We start from the raw sequence: 21,197 nt of genomic DNA on the forward strand, positions 1-21,197 counted from the left end.
GGGCGCTGTGGGAACTGCCGCATGCGGCAGTTCCCACAGGCGCGCCAGCAGCCCTTCGGCCGGCCGCTGGCGGATCAGTACCCGGCCGGCGTGCTCCGCCGCGCCTTCGATCACTACGGCGTAGCGCCGCTCCGGCCGCGGCGGCTTCGCCTTGGTCTTCACCGGCAGCGATTCCTCCATGCCGGCCGCCCGTCCCGCGCAATGCGCCATGACCGGACAGGTCAGGCAGCTCGGCGATTTGGGCGTACAGACGAGCGCGCCGAGCTCCATTAGCCCTTGGTTAAAATCGCCGGCCGCCTCTTCCGGAATCAGCTCCTGCGCGAGCTTCTCCATGCTGACGCGGGTGCTGCCCTTCATAATATCGTCTTCGATCAAAAAATAGCGCGACAGCACGCGCATCACGTTGCCGTCTACGGCAGGCTCGGGCTTGTTGTAGGCGATGCTCAGAATCGCCCCGGTCGTGTAAGGGCCCACGCCTTTAAGCGAGGCCACCTCCTCTTTCGTGTCCGGTACGACGCCGCCATACCGCTCCTGCACCTCGCGGACGGCGCTTTGCAGATTGCGGGCGCGCGAATAATAGCCGAGCCCCTCCCAAGCCTTCAGCACTTCGTCCTCAGGCGCTTCGGCCAGCGCGGCGACGGTCGGAAATTTATCCATAAACCGGTTAAAATAAGGAATGACCGTGTCGACCCGGGTCTGCTGCAGCATGATTTCGGATACCCAAATATGATACGGATTCCGGCTGCGCCGCCAAGGCAGATCGCGCTTGTGCCGCCGGTACCAGGATAATAGCTCCGTGGAGAAATACTGCTTTTGCTCTGAACTCTCTGAACTGGACATAAGAACTCCTTCTCTTTGCACACGTTTTCGGGATATAATGGAAATCAATCCCGCCGAATTAACGGCTGTATGGCTTTTTTTGCAGGGACAGATTACGTTTACCAATGGTTGAAGCGAAGCTTTAACCATAGCTCATGACGGCGCTTATCTCAAGAAGGAAAGGACGGACGCCCCGATGCTGACTCCCGGAGAGCTGGCCTCGCGCCTGAACAAGCTGGTCATCTCGATTCTGCTCGTCGGGCATCAGAAATGCGAGCCCGATTGGCGCCAGAAGCCGCGGACGATCAAGTACCACTCCGTATGGCTGATCATCAAGGGCAAGGGCACCTTTACGATAGGCGGCACGCATTATCCTGCCGAGCCCGGCAAGCTGTTCTGCTTTGCCCCCGGCATGATCGTGGAACGCACGACCGATCCCGAGCAGCCGCTCGAATACTATTTTCTACGTTTTCATTATACGGAAGTTTACGAGGAGAAGGAACAGTGGATTTCCCGCAGCGCGGCCGAAGCGCGGTTCCCGCTGGAGGGGATGTACACCGTCACCAATACGCCGCAGCTCATTTATTTGCTGGAGCAGCTCAATATGCTGTGGAAGCGCCGGGGGCATATGACCGCGATGCGGCGCAAAATCGTGCTGCAGGAGTTTTTCCTGACGCTGGTTGCCGATTTCCGCGCGCAAAAAATTGCCGGCGATACAACGGCGGCGATCGAGCTGACGCAGGACTACATGGTCGGGCATTATCAGGAGCCTCTCACGCTCGAAGGGCTGGCGCAAATGGCCGGCCTCAGCGTGAGCCACTACTCCCGCCTGTTCAAAAAATATATCGGCTACAGCCCGATCGATTACCTTACGCATTTGCGCGTAGACCGGGCCAAGGAGCTGCTGGTGCTGTCGGACTACCGGTTGAAATCGATCGCCGGCAGCGTCGGCTACGCGGACGAGTTTTATTTCAGCCGCATTTTCAAGAAGGTGACCGGCTTCTCTCCACGCGAATATGCCAAAAAACACCGGTTCACGCCTGCAAAATAATACCGGCGGAACACAACGGACGGACGGTTCCTCCCAGGTCGGCGCCGGGTTTGACTTTCGCCCCCCGAAAGGTGTACGCTACCTGTAAATGCCGCCGAAGTTTCGGTAAATCGGCGGTTTCTGCAACGTTCGGCAAAGCGAGGCGATATCGATGAAACAAGCGAATGCGGCCGGGGGCCCCATCGGCGGAATCCGGGCGGACAAGTTGTACGCCGAAGCGCAGGCTTGGAGGGCGGCGGCCCCTTATTCGGCTTATTTATACATTTGGGGAATGGCGTGGATGGCATCGGCCATCCTCACGTTTGTCGGGCAATGGCGGGATTGGGAGCTGCTGCAGCCTGTCCTGTTCTTGCTTGCGCTCGTACTTACAGCGGCGGTCCTACTTCGCCGGCGGCGCACGGCCTCCGAGCGCCCGGCGCAGGATGGTGTCCAAAGCGCGCTTCTCGTTGCAGCGGCAGTCGTCGCGGTCGTCTGGCTGCTCACACGCGGTCTTGTAGGAATCGATCCGTTCTATTGGCCGGTGCTGAAGGGGCTCGCGCTTACAGCCGCCTATACGGCCCTCTTCCCGCGATTGGGCTGGGTGCTCGGGGCGTTCGGGCTGTGGATGCTTGCTTTGACAGTGACGGTGGTATGGATGTATCTCGGCTATGCGCCTGTATTGATCGGAGGCTTCGGCGGCCTTAGTATGGTTGCGCTCGGCGCGATGATTCGTATGCGAGACAAGGGGATGAATGCACAATGAAACGATGGAAGCCATGGGCAACCGCTGCGGCGGCTTTGACGGTTTTGGCGACGGTAACGGCATGCGCGGCGAACAGCCCGGAGCCGTTCGGCGGCGGCAAGAAGGAAGGCGGTCTCACGGCGGAACAGGCGATGGCCGGTTCTTCCGAGCAGGTGCAGACGCTTTACAAGCAGAACTGCCTCTCCTGTCATGCCAGCAATCTGGAAGGCCGCATGGGACCGAAAACCAACCTGCAGCAGGTCGGCGGACGGATGACCCAAGAACAGATCGCGAAGCAAATCGAACAAGGCGGGGGCGGCATGCCGGGCTTTCAAGGCAAGCTAAAGCCGGAGGAAGCGGCTGCGCTGGCCGAATGGCTCGCAAGCAAAAAGTAAGCCGCTTCTTGTTTCCTGCGCATTCGAAATGGATAGATACGGACAGCAGCGGCACAGGTTTAACGACCGTATTGGATCGCACCTTAAAGCGATCATTCGTTAGCTATGATTCGCTCAGCCACGGCATAGGCCATTGCCAGCGTTTCGCTATGCGTGATGCTGAGATGAATGCGAATCGTGTCTTCCCGTACGGACTGGAAGGCGGGCATCCAAACGGCCAACCGATCCCAAGCCGCCTCCGATAACCGGCATACCGGCTTGCCCTTCCCGTCCGGCAGCACTTCCATGTCCTGAAATCCTACTTCTTTTCCGATCCCGCAGCCGAGCGCCTTCACGACCGCCTCCTTGGCTGCGAATCGCCCGGCTGCGAACTCTGCCAGCCTCCCGCCTCTTACAGCCGCCAACTCCCGCTCTGCAGGCGTCAACACCCGCTCCAGGAAGCGCTTGCCGGACGGCTGCCCCAGAATCTTCCGCATGCGCTCAATTTCCAACACATCGGTACCGATGCCGATAATCATAAGCCGTAATTCCTCTCTTCGTCCTCTATACGCTTAAGTCCGCAGCTGTCCGTCGTACTCCGTTTGGCTTTATCGTATCCGATCGGAAGGACAAGTTCAAGCAGAGTAATTTTTTCGTTCCCTCTTGACTTCGCGCTCGGGAAGAAGTTAGAATATTAAACCATCAGGCGATGACCAAAGACACGATTCCCTGCAAGGGCTGCACAGAGAGAGGAGTCCCGGCTGCAAGCTCCTCCAGAGACCGGCATGGAATTACCCCTTTGCAGCCGTGACGCTGAACTTGCGGTCCTTACCGGCGATCGCGAAATTAAGCGCACCGTCTCATCCCCGTTACCGGATGGCCATGAGGTCCGGCATGATTCCTTACGTTCTGGCAGCAGCCATAACCGCAAAGGGCAGCCGGTCGAATTAGGGTGGAACCACGAGCTGAACGCACTCGTCCCTTGGGCGAGATGCGTTTTTTTGCGTTCATATCCCATTTGACCGGAAACGGAGGACGAAACCATGATGATTCAAGTGAAGCTGCCGGACGGCTCGGTCCGGGAGTACGAAAAAGGAGCAACAATCGAGCAGGTGGCCGAGTCGATCAGCCCCAGCTTGAAAAAACAAGCCGTAGCAGGCAAAATCGACGGAAAGCTCGTCGACCTGAACCGGCCGATCGAAGCGGACGCTTCGGTTGAAATTGTGACCCTCGACAGCAGAGATGGCTTGGAGGTATACCGTCACAGCACGGCGCACCTGATGGCCCAGGCCATTAAACGCCTTTACGGACAAAAAGCGGTGAAGCTTGGAATCGGTCCCGTCATCGAAGACGGATTTTATTACGACATCGATATCGAAAAGCCTTTGTCCGTCGATGACCTCTCCTCGATTGAACAAGAGATGGAGCGGATCGTCCGGGAAAATGTGCCGATTACCCGGCGCGTCGTCAGCCGGGACGAGGCCGTGCAAACGTTCGAAGCTTTGGAGGATCCGCTCAAGCTGGAGCTTATCCGCGATTTGCCGGACGAGGCGGTCCTTTCTCTCTATGAGCAGGGCGAGTTCGTCGATCTGTGCCGCGGTCCTCATCTGCCGTCCACGGGCCGCATCAAAGCGTTCAAGCTGCTGAGCGTCGCGGGCGCTTATTGGCGGGGCGATTCGAACAACAAGATGCTGCAGCGCATCTACGGTACGGCTTTTCCGAAAAAGGCGGAGCTGGACGAGCACCTGCATCTGCTGGAAGAAGCCAAGAAGCGCGACCACCGCAAGCTTGGCAAAGAGCTCGGGCTGTTCATGTTCTCGGAGGAAGCGCCGGGGATGCCGTTCTTTTTGCCAAAAGGGATGACGATCCGCACAGTGCTTGAAAACTTCTCCCGCGAACAGCAAGCAGCAAACGATTACGACGAGGTGCGTACGCCGTTCATGATGAACCAGCGGCTGTGGGAGGAATCCGGACACTGGGATCATTACCGGGAGAACATGTATTTTACCGAGGTGGACGAAACGAAGTTCGCGCTCAAGCCGATGAACTGCCCGGGCCACATGCTTATTTATAAAAACGAACTGCATTCTTACCGGGAGCTGCCGATCCGGCTTTGCGAATTCGGACAGGTGCACCGTCACGAATTTTCCGGTGCTCTAAACGGAATGATGCGCGTACGCACCTTCTGCCAAGATGACGCGCATCTGTTCGTCCGCCCCGACCAGATTGAAGAAGAAATCGGCCATGCCATCGACCTGATCGGCGAAATGTACAAGGTGTTCGGCTTCGAGTACAAGATTGAGCTGTCCACGCGGCCCGAGGACTCGATGGGCTCCGCCGAGCTGTGGGAGCAGGCCGAAACGGCGCTGCGCAGCGTGCTGGAACGCCGGGGCATCGCCTACAACCTCAACGAAGGGGACGGAGCCTTCTATGGGCCGAAAATCGACTTTCACATTTTGGACGCGCTCAAACGAAGCTGGCAGTGCGGGACGATTCAGCTCGATTTTCAAATGCCGGAAAAATTCGATCTGTCCTACATCGGCGAAGACAATCAAAAGCACCGGCCGGTTGTCATTCACCGCGCCATTTACGGCTCCATCGACCGGTTCATCGGGATTTTGACGGAGCATTACAGCGGGGCGTTCCCTCTCTGGCTGTCGCCGGTGCAGGTCAAGCTTTTGCCCGTCTCGGACGTTTACAATCCGTACGCTGCGGAAGTGAAGAAGGCGCTCGCGGCAGCGGGCATCCGGGTGGAAGCCGATCTGCGCAGCGAGAAGCTCGGCTACAAAATCCGCGAAGCCCAGCTTGAAAAAGTGCCGTATATGCTGGTCCTCGGCGAGAACGAGCAAAGCTCCGGCACCGTTGCCGTCCGTAAGCGGGGCGAGGGCGACCTGGGCCCGATGCAAGTGCAGGAGCTTGCAGAACGGCTGCGCCGGGAGATTCAGGCGAAGCAGGCTTGACTTAAAAAGAATAAAAAAAGCGCATGCTGCCCATGTAGGGCAAGCATGCGTTTTTCATGATGGGCGTAAGCTATGGCTAAATGCCGGGAATCGGCACCCGTTTGTGCTCCGTCTTCAAATACTGCTTTTCCAGCTTATCCTGCGCTTCGGGCGAAATCGTTTTGCCCTCCAAATAATCGCTGTTGTCGTCGTAGCTAATCCCGAGCTCGTTCTCGTCCGTCTGCCCTTCCCACAAACCGGCGGTAGGCGCTTTATCCAGCACGCTGGCCGGTACGCCCAGCTCTCGCGCAAGCTGCCGCACCTGACGTTTGTTCAGACTGCTCATCGGAGTGATATCGACGGCGCCGTCGCCATATTTGGTGAAAAAGCCCGTAATCGCCTCCGAGGCGTGATCCGTGCCGACCACGAGCAGATTCAGCTCGAACGCAAGCGCGTACTGCACGACCATCCGCGTTCTGGCTTTGACGTTCCCTTTGCCGCCGCGGCTCAAGTGCTTGTGCACGCCGATCGATTTCAGCCCGTATTCGGCTTCGAGCGCGATCTCGTTGACCGCTTCCTCGATGTTCGTCTCGATGCGATATTTCAAATCGAACGCTTCCGCCACCGCGTAGCTGTCGGAGATATCCGCCTGCTCCCCGTACGGCTGAAACACGCCGACCGTCTTGTATTCCTTCCCTTTTTCGGCTGTCAGCTCATCGGTAGCCCGCTTGCACAACCCCGCCGCCACGGCGCTGTCGATCCCGCCGCTGATAGCGATCAGGAGGCCGTCGACGCCCGCTTTAAGCACGTACTCTTTTAAAAAATCGACCCGCTTGCGAATCTCCTCATTGACATCGATCACCGGCTTGACGCCAAGCTTCGCAATAATGTCCTGCTGCAGACTCATCGTTCTCCACACCTCTCCACGCGAATAGTCGCGACTTGCAGAAGCCGCCGGCTGCTTCGGTTTAAACTCCCTCGTCCGGTCTTCCGCTTGTCAATTTTGGTTACATTATAGCACGATCCGGTCCAAGGAGGAAAAATTATGCGTTATCTCTCCCCTTGCGCACTCTCCGGAAATGGAAAAACTCCCGCCGACGCTTTAAGCGCCGGCAGGAGTCGTTAGACGGGTGTTTACCTCTTATTTGCAGTACGTTTCGAAGGCGCCGATCAAATCATTGGCGATCATTTCGGCGGAACGGTCTTCCACTTGATGGCGTTGGATGAAATGGACCAATTGGCCGTCTTTCATCAGCGCGATCGAAGGCGAGGACGGCGGATATGGCGCAAAATATTCGCGCGCCTTGGCCGTGGCTTCCTTATCCTGGCCCGCAAACACCGTGTAAAGGTGGTCCGGCTTCACTTCGTGCTGCAGCGCTTTGGCCACGCCCGGACGGCATTGGCCGGCGGCACAGCCGCACACGGAATTGACTACGATCAGAGCGGTCCCCTTCATATTGTCGAGAGCCTCGGAGACTTCCTCCGGCGTACGAAGCTCGGTCACTCCGATACGTGTCAGCTCGTCTCTCATCGGCTGCACCATATCTCTCATGTATGCTTCAAATGACATGGACATGTTAAGCTTTCACTCCTTTTGGACTAACATAAAGGTATATAAAGTTTCCTATGTCCATTATACATCGGCACGGGTCGAAAGCAAGGCATTCTGCCAACTTCTCTATGCGGAGTGCTCCGGCTTGGCCTGAAAGAGCAGGCTGGGCACACGCTACGGCGTCATTTTTTATCGTTTTCCTTCTCATCAGGCGTGCCGCTCTGAAACGTTTTGTAGGCGACATCTTTGTCCGAGTGCATGAACGGGTAACCCTGCGGCACGATCCCTTGCTCGAAGAGCTCGCGGTTTTCCGTCGTTTGAAAGCCAACGTCCTTGTACGGATGCACCCACTGGTCACCGGACATGATGGCCGGATCGGTCTCATTGCTCCATTGTTCGAGCGGGGATTGCTCCGACTCATACACATGATCCCCGATCAGCACGCCGTATTCGTTCAGGAACGCCTCGTGCGGCCCCCGGTTTTGATGAAATTCCTCGCGAAAATTAATTTCAAATGGATCGAGCTCCGGATCGTTCTTGGCGTTATACGAAATGTCGGTATCGACCTGCTCGTACGATGCGTTTTTATCCCGATTTTCCTTATCGTTCATGAGCTGTTCCTCTCTTCAGCCTGGCTCAGGTTGACGGACGGTTCGGGCCGTTCAGTTTTTTGTTCCGTGTTCCGGCCGCATCACTATCGGCTCCGGCCTGATTAGCGTTCGCCTGCCGCTGTTGTTCCTTGGAATCACCGGATCCCGATTGCTGTTGTGCCATCGCGTATTCATCTCCCTTCATGATGGTATTAGTATGCGAAGATATTGCCAAAATAATCATTCCGTGCGATACGAGAAGCATACTTTGTGACACAAAAGGAATTTATCAATGATTGACAACTGCGACAACTTGTCGTACATTGAACTTACGACAAGTTGTCGCAGTAATAAACGAGGTGCGCGCCCAATGAAACATTTAGGAAAAATGTCTGAAACCGAAATGGAAGTCATGGAGGTGATATGGGAATTATCCACGCCCGTAACGGTGAACCAGCTACTGGAGATTTTCGAAAGCAAGGGGTGGAAAACTTCAACGTTATCAACCCTGCTGAAACGGCTGATTGAAAAAGGCTTTTTAACAAAATCAATGAGCGGCAAAGTAAACTATTACAATCCTGCATTGACTTTTAGGGAGTACAAAAAGTACGAAACCCAATCTTTTCTTGGCCGCTTGTATAACGGGAAAGTGAAAAATTTTATCGCCGCTTTGGTCGATGAGGATGAACTTACTCAAGATGACATTACAGAGTTGAAAGAGTGGTTTAAGCGTGAGGAGGGCAAGAAATAATGGCCATAGTCTTGTCCCTGATCATTGCGTCTGTCGTCGGAACGATCATTTGGATGGTGCAAAACATTATAAAGCCTGTCACCCAAAAAGTATTTTCCCAAACGTGGCATTATTATACCGGCTTGGTTCCTTTATTTTTTCTTCTTGGCGGTTCAGAGCTTATAAACAAACTTGTCCCTTTTATGCGTTCCGTCTGGCCTGACACAGGCATAACTCCGAGACCCACAACGATGGCGGGACAAGATGTACTCATTCCAATAGAGCAAACGGCGGCAAGCAGCTCATTGGGTATGAGGCAACTGTTTGTCGATCTGCTGCTGCTTGATAACAGCAAGGAATTTGGTCTATTCGCGACTGCGATTTGGGCTGTTGGAGCCGCTCTTTTTTTCGTTGTACATCTCCAAAAATATCGGGCATTCAAACGTTCGGTCTTGAAAGAAAGCCGGATATGCGACACGGTACCATGTTCTGTAAAGGTAATCGTCAGCGCTAAGGCAGCAACACCGATGGCTATGGGTTTGTGGAAACCAATGATTGTGCTGCCGGATACCCGATTGGAGGAAAAAGAGCTTGCCATGATCCTTTCCCACGAACTCGTTCATATAAAGCGCGGCGATCTGCTCGTGAAGCTGCTTATGCTTATTGCCAATGCGGTTCACTGGTTCAATCCGGCGGTTTATTCGCTCAATAAACAGATCAATACGCTTTGTGAACTCTCTTGCGACGAAAAAGTCGTTCAGGACATGGATATGGAAAACCGAAGATTTTACGGGGAAACGCTTTTATCCATGCTGGAGTTTGGCGTTAGGCAAAGAAGTGTCGTTTTCACCAGCCATTTATGCAATCCCAAAAAAGAGATGAAAAGGAGACTTTTAAGCCTTATGAATGTGAGAAAAACAAATAAATCTCTTATTATGTTATCTCTTGCTGCAACGATTGCCATGTTTGGAAGTGGCGGATTTGCTGCGTATGCGGCCAGATCGGCTGTGCCGTCCAAAATTCCGACTGACACCCAAGTGCCTGAAGGCCGCAATATTTACGTTCAATCGCCGGATGGGACCGTCGTATACTACGATCAAGATGGGAATGTATCAGAAGTCCCGAACCCGAAAATAAAATCTGCGCCAAAATTAACCACCGAGGAGCTTGTAGATCAAATTAAGCATTTCATTGAAAATGATGTTCCGATACCTCAAGATGATGTCGATAAACTACCGCAACAAGACTTGGATGCGATCAATAAGACTTACAGCTTGGCACTTCAAAGCACAAGACAATTAACTACCGAGGAGCTTGTAGATCGGATTACAAAATTAATTGAAGAAAACAAACCCGTACCTCAAGCATATGTCAATGCAGTCCCGCAAAAAGAGTTGGATACGATCAATAAGACTTACGGCTGGGAACTTCAAAGATTAGAATATTAGAATAAAAAAAGTAAAAAGCATTGGAGATTGATGATTTTGTCAAAAACAAAATGGAAATTCATGACTATACCCAGCTTGCTTGTTGTCTTGTTGACTGGAAACATAACCTATGCCGAGACTGAAAGGACGTTCTTTTGGTCGGATGGTGTACCTATGCCTTCTTGCTACAAAACCCGAGACGGGAAACCAGGTGAAATGGGTGTCGTGATTGATGGCAAGAAAGTTAAGCGAGATTTTCCCTCTTGTGACGAAGTAAAGAAAACTATGGTCGCCGTCCGTGTGGATGGGAAATATTTGCATACCTACGATGGAAGCGGAGGAGAGCCTTTTATCGCGAATGACCGAACCATGATTCCGTTAAGGGCACTTGCGGACGCGTTCGGGTTTGAAGTTGAATGGGAGCAAAGCGAACAAAAAATTACACTAAAAAAAGACCAGAAGAGTATCATGATGTATATCGGAAAATCGGAGATGCTGGTTGATGGCCAAAAGGCAGCCTTTGAAGAAGCCGCACCTATGATTAAAAACAATATAACCTTCTTACCTGTCAGGCAGCTTGCCGAAATCCTTGGCGCCAAAGTTGACTGGGATGAAAAAACAAGAACCGCGACGTTTACGAATAAAGAATAGATTTTTTTCCGAAACTCGCCTTAGTTCAGTTCACTGGACTGAGGCTATTTTGTTTGGAGTCCATGGACCAAAGTGCAAGTATAGTCGATATGCTTGTCTAACCGCAGGTGGAAATTAATAGAACGGGCAGCCAAAGGCTATACTTTATATGACTTCACTAAGCAAAAAGGAGCCCGGCGATGATGTCTATTGCGCTCATCTGCTGCATCGGGGTCGGCGGCGTCTTGGCGTGCAGTCTTAAGCTTGCGGTACGCTGGCTGAAGCCCTTGGAAATTGCGGCTTATTATTTGTTCGTTACTACCGTGATCGAGCTTATCTATAACATTCTCGCCCTGAATTTAAAATGGGTGACTGTTGCGCCGGGTCCCCTCCCTTTTTGGATTCTTGAGGTGACCTTTCTGACCATTACGCCTGCCGGTTATGTATGGCTGTTCGCGTCTTACCGACTAATAGCGCGGCAATCCCTCCGCGTTCTTGCAACGATAGCCTTCCTCGCAGTGCTTACTCTCGGAGAACTGTTCTATAGCCAGCGGGGATGGATTCAGTTTCATCATTGGTCAATCTGGTACAGCTTGATTCGATGGACAGCCGTATGGGGAGCCATGGCCGGATTTTGTTTGTTTTTTACGAACAAACTGACCGCGGAACTAAGCCAATGATCCTTTATCTACCGGTCCGCTTTGACCACAACGAGTGGTTTGTCGTCGCGAGCATCGTACTTTTAGGCGTAGTCTTATGGATGCTGCCCAGACGGTTTACGTTTATCGAATGGTTCTTCCCTTATTTGTTCAACTTCTGTCTGGCCTTGTCGGTCGATACGATACTTGCGACCAAGCCGTTCGATCTTTACGATGTAGGGGATACGACGGAGTTTGAGCTGGTGGATTTTCTCGTTTATTGGACTCTTTATCCGCTCACGGCTCATCTTATGCTGTACCTGTACGATAAGCTGCAGTGGAGGGGATGGCAAACGGCCGGCCATATCCTTCTGTGGGCTTCAATCACTTGGGGCTTGGAGTGGGCGGCGAGCGAATTCAGCTTGTTCAAATATAAAGGATGGAGTCTATGGTATTCCGCTCCTGTGTACGTTGCCGTCTACGCTTTGAATATCGCGGTATTTCACTTTGTCCGAAATGAATTAAGGAAGGGGCGCTCTCCCGCCGAGTCATGACGGAGGGCGAACCGCCAGCACCAAACGCACGGAAGCGGAAGCGGCGTCCAAGCTCACGGTTTCCGCCCGAAATCCATGGGCTTGGAACCAAGCCGCCAACCGCCCGGACTCGGCATAATGCTCATCGCCGGGCACCGTTCCGCTTGCCGCATATAGACCATCCGGGGCATCCATCCAATCGACGATGGCGATGCGCCCCTTCGCTTTCAATATGCGGGCCATCTCTGCCAGCGCGAGCGGCTGCTGCGCTTCCGTCAAATGATGGAACGCAAAGCTGGTAACGACGAAATCGAATTGTCCGTCAAACGACGGAACGGATAGCAAATTGCCGACTCTCGTCTCCAGAGCCGGCAATTGCATGCGGCAGCGGCGCAGCATTTCGGCCGATTGATCGATACCGATCATGCGCACGCCGCTTGCGAGCAAGCGGGAAGCAAAGCCGCCGGTGCCGGTTCCGATGTCAAGTCCCCATTCACCGGGCTGCGGAGCAACCCGCTCTGCGGCTTGGGCCAATATGCGCGAGTAAACGGGCTCGGGCGGCACATGCGGCGCCAGTCCGGCGCTGCCGTTAAGCTCCCATTGCTCCGACAGCGCATCGAAGTTCCAGAGATCGACCCATGAATCACGGATCGCTTTGCTTGCCTTAGCCCGTTCCGCCAGCGAATGCCATCGGTGCCGAAGCGATTCCGGCTCGTCTTCCGTTCGCTCGATCATGCCGTCCAGCAGGGCAAGGGTTTCCCGAAGCTCCAGCCATTGCCCGTAAAGCGCCGAGCGCTGCAGCTCCAAATAACGCCGGACCTCGTCCGTTTCCGCCCGGTCCGTCCGCTCCAGCACGGTCCGAATATCGTCTACGGCAATGCCCGCCTCCCGCAGCGCCAGAATTGTCTGCAGCCGCCAGGCGTCTTCCTCCGTAAACCGGCGGTAGCCGTTGTCCGGATGCTTGTCGGGCGCCAGAAGCCCCTTTTCCTCATAAAATCGGATTGCCCGGGTTGAGACGTTCAACCGCCGGGCCAGCTCTTGAATTTTCATCCTGTGATACGATCCTTTCCCATGCGTCAGCCCGGTTTGATCTCCGCATCCGCTACGACCAGCACATCCATATGCCGGGCGCGGCGCAGCAGCTTCTTCACAACCGAGCCCTGTATCGCTTCCTTCCAGGAAGGCTTGCTGGATTGGCCAATAATGAGCTGCGTTGCCTGACAAGCATCGGCCTTGGCAGCCAATACTTCCGGCAGACGCCGCCGATTGTCCGCCCGGTGCACCTCGAAGACGCCGCCGAGCCGCTCCGTCAGCTTGCGGAGCTGCTCCAATCTGGCGGACAGCTCCATGCTCTGCGCCCCATTGCCGAGCTGAACGTAGGCAACATGCCATACAGCCTTCAGCCGATGAGCGATGCGAAAGCCGCGACGGATCAACCGCTCGGCCTCCGGCGTGACGTCCACGCAGACAAAGATCGATTCCTGCCTGCGCCACGGACCGCGAAGCGAGCTTTGGCGCTCGTACGATTCCAGCCGTTCGTCCACGTCGTCGGCAATTTCGCGGAGCGCCAGCTCCCGCAGCGCAATCAAATTCACGGTGCGAAAAAAATGACCGAGCGCTTGATCCACTTTGTCGAGTGCGTAAATACGCCCTTCCCTCATGCGCTGCCGGAGCGTCTGCGGCGCGACGTCGATCAGTTGAACTTCGTCGGCCAAGCGTAAAATACGGTCCGGCACCGTCTCCCGGACACGTACTCCGGTGAGCTTCTCCACGGCATCGTTCAAGCTTTCGAGATGCTGCACGTTCACCGTCGAGATGACCGAGATCCCCGCAGATAACAGCTCCAGCACGTCTTCGTACCGCTTCTTGTTCTTGCTGCCCGGCACGTTCGTATGCGCCAGCTCATCCACCAACACGACTTCTGGCTTGCGCCGGATAATCTCATCCGTATCCATTTCCTCCAGCTTCGCGCCGCGGTAATCGATCACCTGCCGCGGGATCGTCTGAAGCTCGCCGATCTGCGCCTGTGTTTCCTTGCGGCCGTGCGTTTCCAGCAGTCCGATCTGCACGCCGATCCCCTTCTTCAGCAGATCGTTGCCTTCCCGCAGCATCGTATACGTCTTGCCCACCCCCGGAGCCGCGCCGATATACACCTTGAACCGGCCCTTGCGAAGCTGTGCGATCTCCCGTTCGACCTCATCCGAGCTGAGCCGGCGGTACAGATCGGACGCCTTTCGCCGCTTGGCCTGCTTGGTCGGCAGAATACGCTCGCCCTCATGCGCCGCCCGGTCTGCCACGATAAAAATATCGATACTGCGCGTCCGCTTGAGCATGTCGTGCACGATCGATCCATGCCACAGCTCCTGCCATAACGTCTGCTTCGAGTGCCCGAGGACGATGCGCGTTACACGATGTGCCAATGCATACTTCACCAGCACGCCGGGCAAGGAACGCCGCGAGCTAAACGGCAGCTCTTCAAACACCCCGCCGACCTTCTCCGCCAGCTTGACCATTGAGCGCTTGAATGCCGCCTCTTCTTTGGACAACTCCTTCTTCGGATTGACAAAAGCCACCACCAGCAGGTCGCCGTTCAGCCGCTTGGCGATCTGTTGGCCCCGCCGCACATAGATCGAGCCGTTCCAGTGATATTGCGCGGATACGAGAATGCGCTCGGCCGCACCCGACGGTCCGATCAGCCCGAGCTCTTCGCGGTGTCTTTCAAGCGACTCGTTGACGCCTTCCGCCACGAGCCGCAGCGCCAGCTCCCGGAGCACCGCGAGATTGCCCCGCTTGAATATGCCCGCGCCCTTGTGCGCCTTCACGCTGCCTTCTTCAACGCGGCTTAAAATCATCTCCGGCGTCGCGTCGATCAGCACGACTTCGTCGGCCAGCTCCAGCGTATCGGACGGCACCGTTTCCCGCACCTCGATACCGGTCAGCTTCTGGGCCAGCTCCGTTGCCCCCTCCAGCTCGTACACGTTGATCGTCGTAATGACGCTGATGCCCTTGCTGAGCAAGTACCGGATATCCTCAAGCCGCGTCGGAAAAAGAGCCCCCTCGCGGTTGCGGTGCGCCAGGCCGTCCACCAGCACGACCTCGGGATTGCGCTCGGTGAGCGCTTCCAGATTCAAGTCCTTCTTAGCTGCACTGTCTTTCTGCCAATGGATGCTGGACACCCGCTCCAAATCGCCGATCTGCCGCACCGTTTCCGGCCGCTTCATCGTGGAAACGGCACAGATGACGACGTCAATCCCTTGCTCCTTCAGCAGCTGTCCTTCCCGGAGCATGTGATACGTCTTTCCCGAGCCGCTCACCGCCCCGATGTACACTTTAAGCCGCCCTTGATGAAGCTTGGAGATGGACCGCAAAATTTCCTCCGGCGTTTTTCGCTTGAACGTTTCCGTCCCCATCCTGACATCGCCTCTCTTCTCCCGGCGTCAGACGAACAGTTTGACCGTTCCCAGCACTAGTCCGATCAAAAAGCCGCATAGCGCGCCGTTGACCCGAATCCACTGCAAATCGCTTCCGATTTTATCTTCCATTAACGCAATCAGCGTCTCATTGTCGAACCGGTCCACATTCTCCCGGATCAAAGCGCCGATTTTGGAATGGTTGGCCTCGACCCATCTTCCAAGCTGCTCCTGGACCCACTGCTCCAGCTTCGCCATGCCCTGCTCGTCTTCCCGAATCCGATGCAGCAGCTCCTTCAGAAAAGGAATCGCATAGCGCTCGGCAAACTCCGGCGCGCGCACCGTTTCCACAAGCCGCTCCTTCAACTGCTCTACCCATTTCTCCGTCTGGGCGGCGAGATCCCAGTTATCCAGCAGCCGGACCTTCCAGCCGTTCAACGTATCCGCCGTCTCCGGATCGGCCAGCCAGCGCTCCAGCCGGACGCGCAGCTCCGCCAGCAGCGCCAGCCGGTTTTTGTTCCCCTGCCGCTTCATATCGCGGATCGCGTTCCACACAAACTGCTGGATCATGGCCCCAAGCTTCTCTTCATTATAAAAGCCGAGAAACGCATTCACCGCGAGCTGCATAAATCCGTTCGTCTGCAGCCCCTGCATCGCCTGTGCGGCCATCGCGCCAAGCCGGTGCTGCGTCTCTCTCGTCAGGACAAGCTGCTCGGCCAGGTCCAGCAGAAAATCGAGCGCTTTCTCGTCCCCCTGATACTCGTACACTTGATCGAGCGCTTTGCGGAGAGCCGGTGCCGCCTCCAACGCGTCAATGCGCTGCCGGATTTCCTTTTCCAGCAGCGCAGGTATACGATCCCATGGGATATAGTCCAGCAGCCGCTCGCACCATACGGCGATGCTCTGCTGCGTCTTGTCGGATTCCAAAACCCGTTCGGCCGCCTCCAGTCCGCGCGAAACGATCTTCAGTCCGGCAAGCTTGCTGCGGATGCTTTCTTTGCTGATCAGTTCCTGCTCGACGGTGGTAATGAGCGCCTCCGTTACCCGCCGCCGGTTATTCGGCAGCAGCGCGGTATGCGGGATCGGAATGCCCAGCGGATGACGGAACAAGGCGGTAACGGCAAACCAATCGGCCAGCCCCCCGACAAGTCCCGCTTCAAATCCGCTTTGCAGCAGGCGAACCCATGTGTGATCCGCCCACGGTATCGTCGCCGCGAATCCCGCGGCCATGACGCCGAGCGACACGGCGGCGGTATGTTTGGCTTTTCCGGACAAGACACAACAGCTCCTTTTCCACTACTTTTTCGTCATCATTTCGGTAAGCGCCAGGTTCAGCTTCAGCACGTTCACGCGAGGCTCGCCGAATACGCCGAGATCCCGCCCTTCCGTCTGGCGCTCCACTAGCTGCCCGAGGTCCGCTTCGCTGATCCCCGTCAGCTTGCTGATCCGCGGCACCTGTGCCTTGGCGGCCTTCGGGGAAATATGCGGATCGAGACCCGAGCCGGAATTGGTCAGCAGGTCGATCGGAACCTCGCTGACCGGCACGCCCGGATTGGCTGTCTTCCAGGCCTCGATCGATTCCTGTGTCCGCTTCAGCAGCTCGGGGTTCGAAGGCGCGTAGTTATTCGAACCCGAGGCATCGGCTTTATAATCTATACTTGATACGCGCCCTTGAAAATATTTCGGGTCGCTGAATTTCTGCCCGATCAGCTCGGAGCCCACTACGGCGCCGCTGCGGTCTTGAACCAGACTGCCGTTCGCCCGGGCCGGGAAAATCGCCTGCGCGATTCCGGTCGAAACGAGCGGGTAAACAAGCCCGCAGACGACGATAAACACGATTGAAGCGCGTACGGCAATACTGAGCGAGAAACGGGCCGTCTCGGCCCCTTCATGATTGACGCGGCTTACCATAGGAATCATTCCCTTTCTATATATCATATCTCCAAGTCGATTTCTCTACAAATCTTGACAGTGAAAAAACGGATGCAAGTTTTTACCCCGTTAAATCCACAGGTGAACCGCCAGATCGATCAGCTTGATGCCGACGAACGGCACCAATACCCCGCCGAGCCCGTACAGGAACAAATTGCGGCGCAGCAGCTGCGTCGAGCTCATCGGCTTGTAGGTTACGCCTTTCATCGCCAGCGGAATCAGCAGCGGGATGATGATCGCGTTGAAAATCAGCGCCGAAAGAATCGCCGACATCGGCGAGCCGAGCTTCATGATGTTCAGGGCTTCCATCTCCGGAATCGCCAGCGTGAACATCGCCGGGATGATCGCAAAATATTTCGCCACGTCATTGGCGATACTGAACGTCGTCAGCGCGCCGCGGGTCATCAGGAGCTGCTTGCCGATGGCCACGACTTCAATGATTTTGGACGGATCGGAATCGAGATCGACCATGTTGGCCGCCTCCTTCGCCGCCACCGTGCCGCTGTTCATCGCGAGGCCCACGTCGGCTTGCGCGAGCGCCGGCGCGTCGTTCGTCCCGTCGCCGGTCATCGCCACCAGCTTGCCCTCGGCCTGTTCGCGCCGGATCACGGCGATTTTGTCCTCCGGCTTGCTCTCGGCGATAAAATCATCCACCCCGGCCTCCCGGGCGATCGTAGCGGCCGTCAGCGGATTGTCGCCCGTACACATGATCGTCTTGATGCCCATCTTGCGCAGTTGCTCGAACCGCTCCCGCATGCCAGGCTTGACGGTATCCTTCAAATAAATCAAGCCGAATATTTCGCGGTCAACGGCCACCGCCAGCGGCGTGCCGCCTTCGGAGGCGATCGCGTCGCCCTTGGCTTCCAAATCGGACGGAATAACGCCGCCCTGCGCCTGCACCCACTTTTTCACCGCATCCACGGCGCCTTTGCGCACCTTGCGGCCGTCCGCCAGGTCGATGCCGCTCATCCGGGTCTCGGCCTTAAACTCGATAAATTCGCCGCCCTCGGCGAGGGCTTGGTCGAATGAAAAGCTCTGCTTTTTCATCAGCTCCAGCACGGAACGGCCTTCCGGCGTCTCGTCTTTGACCGAGCTGATCGCAGCCCACTCCGCTACCGTATCGGTATCTGCCGAACCGACCGGCACGAACTCGCTCGCCATCCGGTTTCCGAACGTAATCGTGCCCGTTTTGTCGAGAATCATCGTATTGATATCGCCGGACGCTTCGACGGCTTTCCCGGACATCGCCAGTACGTTGAACTGGGTCACCCGGTCCATCCCGGCGATCCCGATCGCCGACAGCAGGCCGCCGATCGTGGTCGGAATCAGGCAGACCAGCAGCGCGATCAGCACCGGAATTTGCAGCTCAATCTCCAAGTAACGGGCAATCGGAGCGAGCGTGACGACGACGATCAGGAAAATGAGCGTCAAGCTGGTCAGCAGCGTGTTCAGCGCAATTTCGTTCGGCGTCTTTTGCCGCTTCGCGCCTTCGACCAAGGAGATCATCCGGTCGATGAACGATTCGCCGGGGTCGCTCGTGATGCGCACCCGGATCCGGTCGCTCACTACCCGGGTCCCCCCGGTCACCGAGCTGAAGTCGCCTCCGGCTTCCTTAATAACCGGAGCCGATTCCCCGGTGATCGCCGATTCGTCCACGGACGCCAGCCCTTCGATCACTTCGCCGTCGCCGGGTATCATTTCGCCTTGGGATACGATGACGATATCGCCCTTGCGCAGCTCGGTGGAGGGAACCTGCTTCACGCCGGCCCCCGTTACTTTATTCGCAGTAATTTCCTTTTTCGATTTCTTGAGCGAGTCGGCCTGCGCCTTCCCGCGCCCTTCGGCGAGCGCCTCCGCGAAGTTCGCGAACAGCACCGTGAACAGCAGGATAACAAATACGGTGAAGTTGAAGCCGACGCTCTCTTCCGTTCCGAAATAGCCCGGCAGCAGCGTCATGAACAGCACGACGAGCGTGCCAACCTCGACCACGAACATTACCGGATTTTTCATCATCGTGACCGGATTCAGCTTCACGAAGCTTTCTTTTATCGCACTCCGGACGATCGGTCCGGACAGCATGCTTTTTCGATTCGAACTCATGGGTAACTCCCCTCTTCCTTCGCGATCTTCACGTTTAACGCAGCGTCAAATGCTCGGCCACGGGCCCAAGCACGATGGCCGGCAGGAACGTCAGCGCCCCGATAATCAGCACCGTTCCGACGAGTATGCCGACGAACAAGCCGTTGTCCGTACGGAACGTGCCGACCGTCTCCGGCACCCATTGCTTGCGGCTGAGCGAACCGGCCACGGCCAGCAGCGCAATCATCGAGATGTAGCGCCCGAACAGCATCACAAGCCCGGTCGTCATGTTCCAGAACGGCGTATTGTCGCCAAGGCCCTCAAAGCCGGAGCCGTTATTGGCCGCCGATGACGTGTATTCATATAGCACCTGCGAGATGCCGTGGAACGACGGATTCGTGATCGCCGCTTGGCCAAGCTCGGTCGCAAGCGCAATCGCCGTCGGCGCCAAAATAATAAACGGATGCGCCAGAATCGCAATGGCGATTAATTTCATCTCGCGGGCCTCGATCTTCCGTCCCAGAAATTCCGGCGTCCGTCCGACCATCAGACCTGCGAGGAACACGCCCAGAATCGCGTACATCAGCATGTTGACGAGTCCGACGCCTTTGCCGCCGAACACGCAGTTCAGCATCATCAGCGCGAGCGGCGTAATGCCTCCGAGCGGCGTCAGCGTATCGTGCATGTTGTTGACCGAGCCGGTCGTCGCCGCCGTCGTAACCGTCGTAAACAAAGCCGACATCGGGATGCCGAAGCGTACCTCTTTCCCTTCCATACTGCCTTGGGAGGCGTCCATGCCCAGCTTGTTCAACGCCGGGTTGCCGTTTAATTCGGACGTGTAGACGAGCGACAGGAACAGCACGAACAAAATGAGCATCGCGGAGAAAATAACCCAGCCCTGCTTCCGGTTTTTCGCGAACAATCCGTACGTGTACGGCAGCGCCGCCGACAAGCACCACATCGACAGCATCTCGATCACGTTCGTCAGCGGATTTGGGTTCTCAAACGGGTGCGACGAATTGACGCCGAAGAAGCCTCCGCCGTTTGTACCCAAGTGCTTAATCGATTCCAACGACGCGACCGGTCCGATCGCGATTTGCTGCTCCGCCCCTTCAAGCGTCTGAACGGTAATTGTCGGCTGCAGCGTCTGCGGCACTTGCAAAGCTACGAGCGCCAGCGTGACAATCAAAGCAAACGGCAAAAACACGCGGGTGTGTGCCTTGACGAAATCCTCGTAGAAGTTGCCGAGCGTCTTGCCCTTGGTCGTGACGCCGCGGATAAAGGCGATCGCCACGCACAGCCCCGTTGCCGCGGAAGTAAACATCATCATGGTGATCAGAGCCATTTGCGACAAATAAGAAAGTCCCGACTCCCCGCTGTAATGCTGCAGATTCGTGTTCGTCATGAAGCTGATGACCGTATTGAACGACAAGGTCTGCTCCATATTGTCGATGCCGTTCGGATTGAGCGGCAGCAGCTTTTGCAGCCTTAACAGCAAATAGCCGAAGGCCACCAGCACAAGGTTGGTGACGATGAAGCTAAGTCCGTACGTTTTCCATGTCATCCCCTTGCGTTCGCGCAGCCCGATCAGCTTGAAGATCGGCCGCTCCGCCCATCCGAACAAGCGGTCCGTACGATTGGCCTCGCCGGAAAAGACATGATATAAATATGTGCCGAGCGGCTTCGCCAGCAGCACCAGAATTCCAATGACAATGGCCATTTGCAAAATACCCACGGGGTCCAAACCTCCTTTAATAAACAAGCCGAATCCG

The 21,197-nt window shown here is 56.0% G+C and carries 21 protein-coding genes; 9 read left to right on the forward strand and 12 right to left on the reverse strand.

From position 1 onward, the window contains the following. On the reverse strand, positions 1 to 840 hold an 840-nt coding region (gene mutY, locus PEH01S_RS28380; RefSeq protein ID WP_127489494.1), incomplete at its 3' end, for an A/G-specific adenine glycosylase. A gap of 175 nt (positions 841 to 1,015) precedes the next feature. On the opposite strand from mutY, the gene PEH01S_RS28385 reads away from it, so the two are divergent. From PEH01S_RS28385 to PEH01S_RS28395, 3 genes are all read left to right on the forward strand, one after another. After that, positions 1,016 to 1,870, forward strand: coding sequence for a helix-turn-helix domain-containing protein (locus PEH01S_RS28385; protein ID WP_025852512.1), 855 nt, complete (start codon positions 1,016 to 1,018; stop codon positions 1,868 to 1,870). 151 nt (positions 1,871 to 2,021) lie between these two features. After that, positions 2,022 to 2,612 (forward strand): hypothetical protein, encoded by a 591-nt coding sequence (locus PEH01S_RS28390; RefSeq protein WP_127489496.1) that lies wholly within the window; start codon positions 2,022 to 2,024, stop codon positions 2,610 to 2,612. Beyond that, the gene (locus PEH01S_RS28395; protein ID WP_127489498.1) at positions 2,609 to 2,986 is read left to right on the forward strand and encodes a c-type cytochrome; all 378 of its coding nucleotides are present in this window, start codon (positions 2,609 to 2,611) and stop codon (positions 2,984 to 2,986) included. The genes PEH01S_RS28390 and PEH01S_RS28395 overlap by 4 nt, the downstream gene beginning before the upstream one ends. A 92-nt stretch (positions 2,987 to 3,078) precedes the next feature. On the opposite strand, the gene acpS is transcribed toward PEH01S_RS28395, so the two are convergent. Beyond that, complete coding sequence (acpS, locus tag PEH01S_RS28400; protein ID WP_025852508.1) at positions 3,079 to 3,504, reverse strand: holo-ACP synthase; 426 nt, start codon at positions 3,502 to 3,504, stop codon at positions 3,079 to 3,081. Between the two features lie 504 nt (positions 3,505 to 4,008). On the opposite strand from acpS, the gene thrS reads away from it, so the two are divergent. Beyond that, positions 4,009 to 5,925: a threonine--tRNA ligase gene (gene thrS, locus PEH01S_RS28405; RefSeq protein ID WP_127489500.1), complete on the forward strand. Its 1,917-nt coding sequence runs from the start codon at positions 4,009 to 4,011 to the stop codon at positions 5,923 to 5,925. A 76-nt stretch (positions 5,926 to 6,001) separates the two neighbouring features. Here thrS and nadE read toward each other — a convergent pair whose 3' ends face one another. From nadE to PEH01S_RS34815, 4 genes are all read right to left on the reverse strand, one after another. Then, on the reverse strand, positions 6,002 to 6,811 hold the full coding sequence (gene nadE / locus PEH01S_RS28410) for an ammonia-dependent NAD(+) synthetase (protein ID WP_127489502.1): 810 nt from the start codon (positions 6,809 to 6,811) through the stop codon (positions 6,002 to 6,004). 234 nt (positions 6,812 to 7,045) lie between these two features. After that, positions 7,046 to 7,480, reverse strand: a complete 435-nt coding sequence (locus PEH01S_RS28415; RefSeq protein ID WP_010502131.1) for a BrxA/BrxB family bacilliredoxin — start codon at positions 7,478 to 7,480, stop codon at positions 7,046 to 7,048. A gap of 158 nt (positions 7,481 to 7,638) precedes the next feature. Continuing rightward, positions 7,639 to 8,067: a DUF3905 domain-containing protein gene (locus PEH01S_RS28420; protein ID WP_025852503.1), complete on the reverse strand. Its 429-nt coding sequence runs from the start codon at positions 8,065 to 8,067 to the stop codon at positions 7,639 to 7,641. Positions 8,068 to 8,092: 25 nt separating this feature from the next. Continuing rightward, positions 8,093 to 8,230: a hypothetical protein gene (locus PEH01S_RS34815; RefSeq protein WP_164828061.1), complete on the reverse strand. Its 138-nt coding sequence runs from the start codon at positions 8,228 to 8,230 to the stop codon at positions 8,093 to 8,095. A 186-nt stretch (positions 8,231 to 8,416) separates the two neighbouring features. Here PEH01S_RS34815 and PEH01S_RS28425 point away from each other — a divergent pair, with 186 nt between their 5' ends. The 5 genes from PEH01S_RS28425 (at position 8,417) to PEH01S_RS28445 (ending at position 12,025) form a co-directional block, all read left to right on the forward strand. After that, positions 8,417 to 8,797: a BlaI/MecI/CopY family transcriptional regulator gene (locus PEH01S_RS28425; RefSeq protein WP_127489504.1), complete on the forward strand. Its 381-nt coding sequence runs from the start codon at positions 8,417 to 8,419 to the stop codon at positions 8,795 to 8,797. Beyond that, the gene (locus tag PEH01S_RS28430; protein WP_127489506.1) at positions 8,797 to 10,224 is read left to right on the forward strand and encodes a M56 family metallopeptidase; all 1,428 of its coding nucleotides are present in this window, start codon (positions 8,797 to 8,799) and stop codon (positions 10,222 to 10,224) included. The genes PEH01S_RS28425 and PEH01S_RS28430 overlap by 1 nt, the downstream gene beginning before the upstream one ends. A 36-nt stretch (positions 10,225 to 10,260) precedes the next feature. After that, positions 10,261 to 10,854, forward strand: coding sequence for a copper amine oxidase N-terminal domain-containing protein (locus PEH01S_RS28435; protein WP_164828062.1), 594 nt, complete (start codon positions 10,261 to 10,263; stop codon positions 10,852 to 10,854). Between the two features lie 179 nt (positions 10,855 to 11,033). Further along, the gene (locus PEH01S_RS28440) at positions 11,034 to 11,513 is read left to right on the forward strand and encodes a hypothetical protein (protein ID WP_127489510.1); all 480 of its coding nucleotides are present in this window, start codon (positions 11,034 to 11,036) and stop codon (positions 11,511 to 11,513) included. Next, complete coding sequence (locus tag PEH01S_RS28445; RefSeq protein WP_127489512.1) at positions 11,510 to 12,025, forward strand: hypothetical protein; 516 nt, start codon at positions 11,510 to 11,512, stop codon at positions 12,023 to 12,025. Before PEH01S_RS28440 ends, PEH01S_RS28445 begins: the two co-directional genes overlap by 4 nt. Here PEH01S_RS28445 and PEH01S_RS28450 read toward each other — a convergent pair. The 6 genes from PEH01S_RS28450 to kdpA form a co-directional block, all read right to left on the reverse strand. Continuing rightward, the gene (locus tag PEH01S_RS28450; protein WP_127489514.1) at positions 12,020 to 13,054 is read right to left on the reverse strand and encodes a MerR family transcriptional regulator; all 1,035 of its coding nucleotides are present in this window, start codon (positions 13,052 to 13,054) and stop codon (positions 12,020 to 12,022) included. The two genes, PEH01S_RS28445 and PEH01S_RS28450, sit on opposite strands and share 6 nt — an antisense overlap. 26 nt (positions 13,055 to 13,080) lie before the next feature. Then, positions 13,081 to 15,414 (reverse strand): universal stress protein, encoded by a 2,334-nt coding sequence (locus PEH01S_RS28455; RefSeq protein ID WP_127489516.1) that lies wholly within the window; start codon positions 15,412 to 15,414, stop codon positions 13,081 to 13,083. Positions 15,415 to 15,441: 27 nt separating this feature from the next. Further along, positions 15,442 to 16,689, reverse strand: a complete 1,248-nt coding sequence (locus tag PEH01S_RS28460) for a DUF445 domain-containing protein (protein WP_127489518.1) — start codon at positions 16,687 to 16,689, stop codon at positions 15,442 to 15,444. A gap of 21 nt (positions 16,690 to 16,710) precedes the next feature. After that, entirely contained in the window at positions 16,711 to 17,325 is a 615-nt protein-coding gene (gene kdpC / locus PEH01S_RS28465; RefSeq protein ID WP_025852487.1) for a potassium-transporting ATPase subunit KdpC, read from the reverse strand. A gap of 90 nt (positions 17,326 to 17,415) precedes the next feature. Next, positions 17,416 to 19,446 (reverse strand): potassium-transporting ATPase subunit KdpB, encoded by a 2,031-nt coding sequence (gene kdpB, locus PEH01S_RS28470; protein WP_127489520.1) that lies wholly within the window; start codon positions 19,444 to 19,446, stop codon positions 17,416 to 17,418. A gap of 34 nt (positions 19,447 to 19,480) precedes the next feature. Continuing rightward, positions 19,481 to 21,160, reverse strand: coding sequence for a potassium-transporting ATPase subunit KdpA (gene kdpA, locus PEH01S_RS28475; protein WP_127489522.1), 1,680 nt, complete (start codon positions 21,158 to 21,160; stop codon positions 19,481 to 19,483). Positions 21,161 to 21,197: the final 37 nt, after the last annotated feature.

The organism is Paenibacillus ehimensis NBRC 15659 (assembly GCF_004000785.1).
Lineage (GTDB): Bacteria > Bacillota > Bacilli > Paenibacillales > NBRC-103111 > Paenibacillus_G > Paenibacillus_G ehimensis.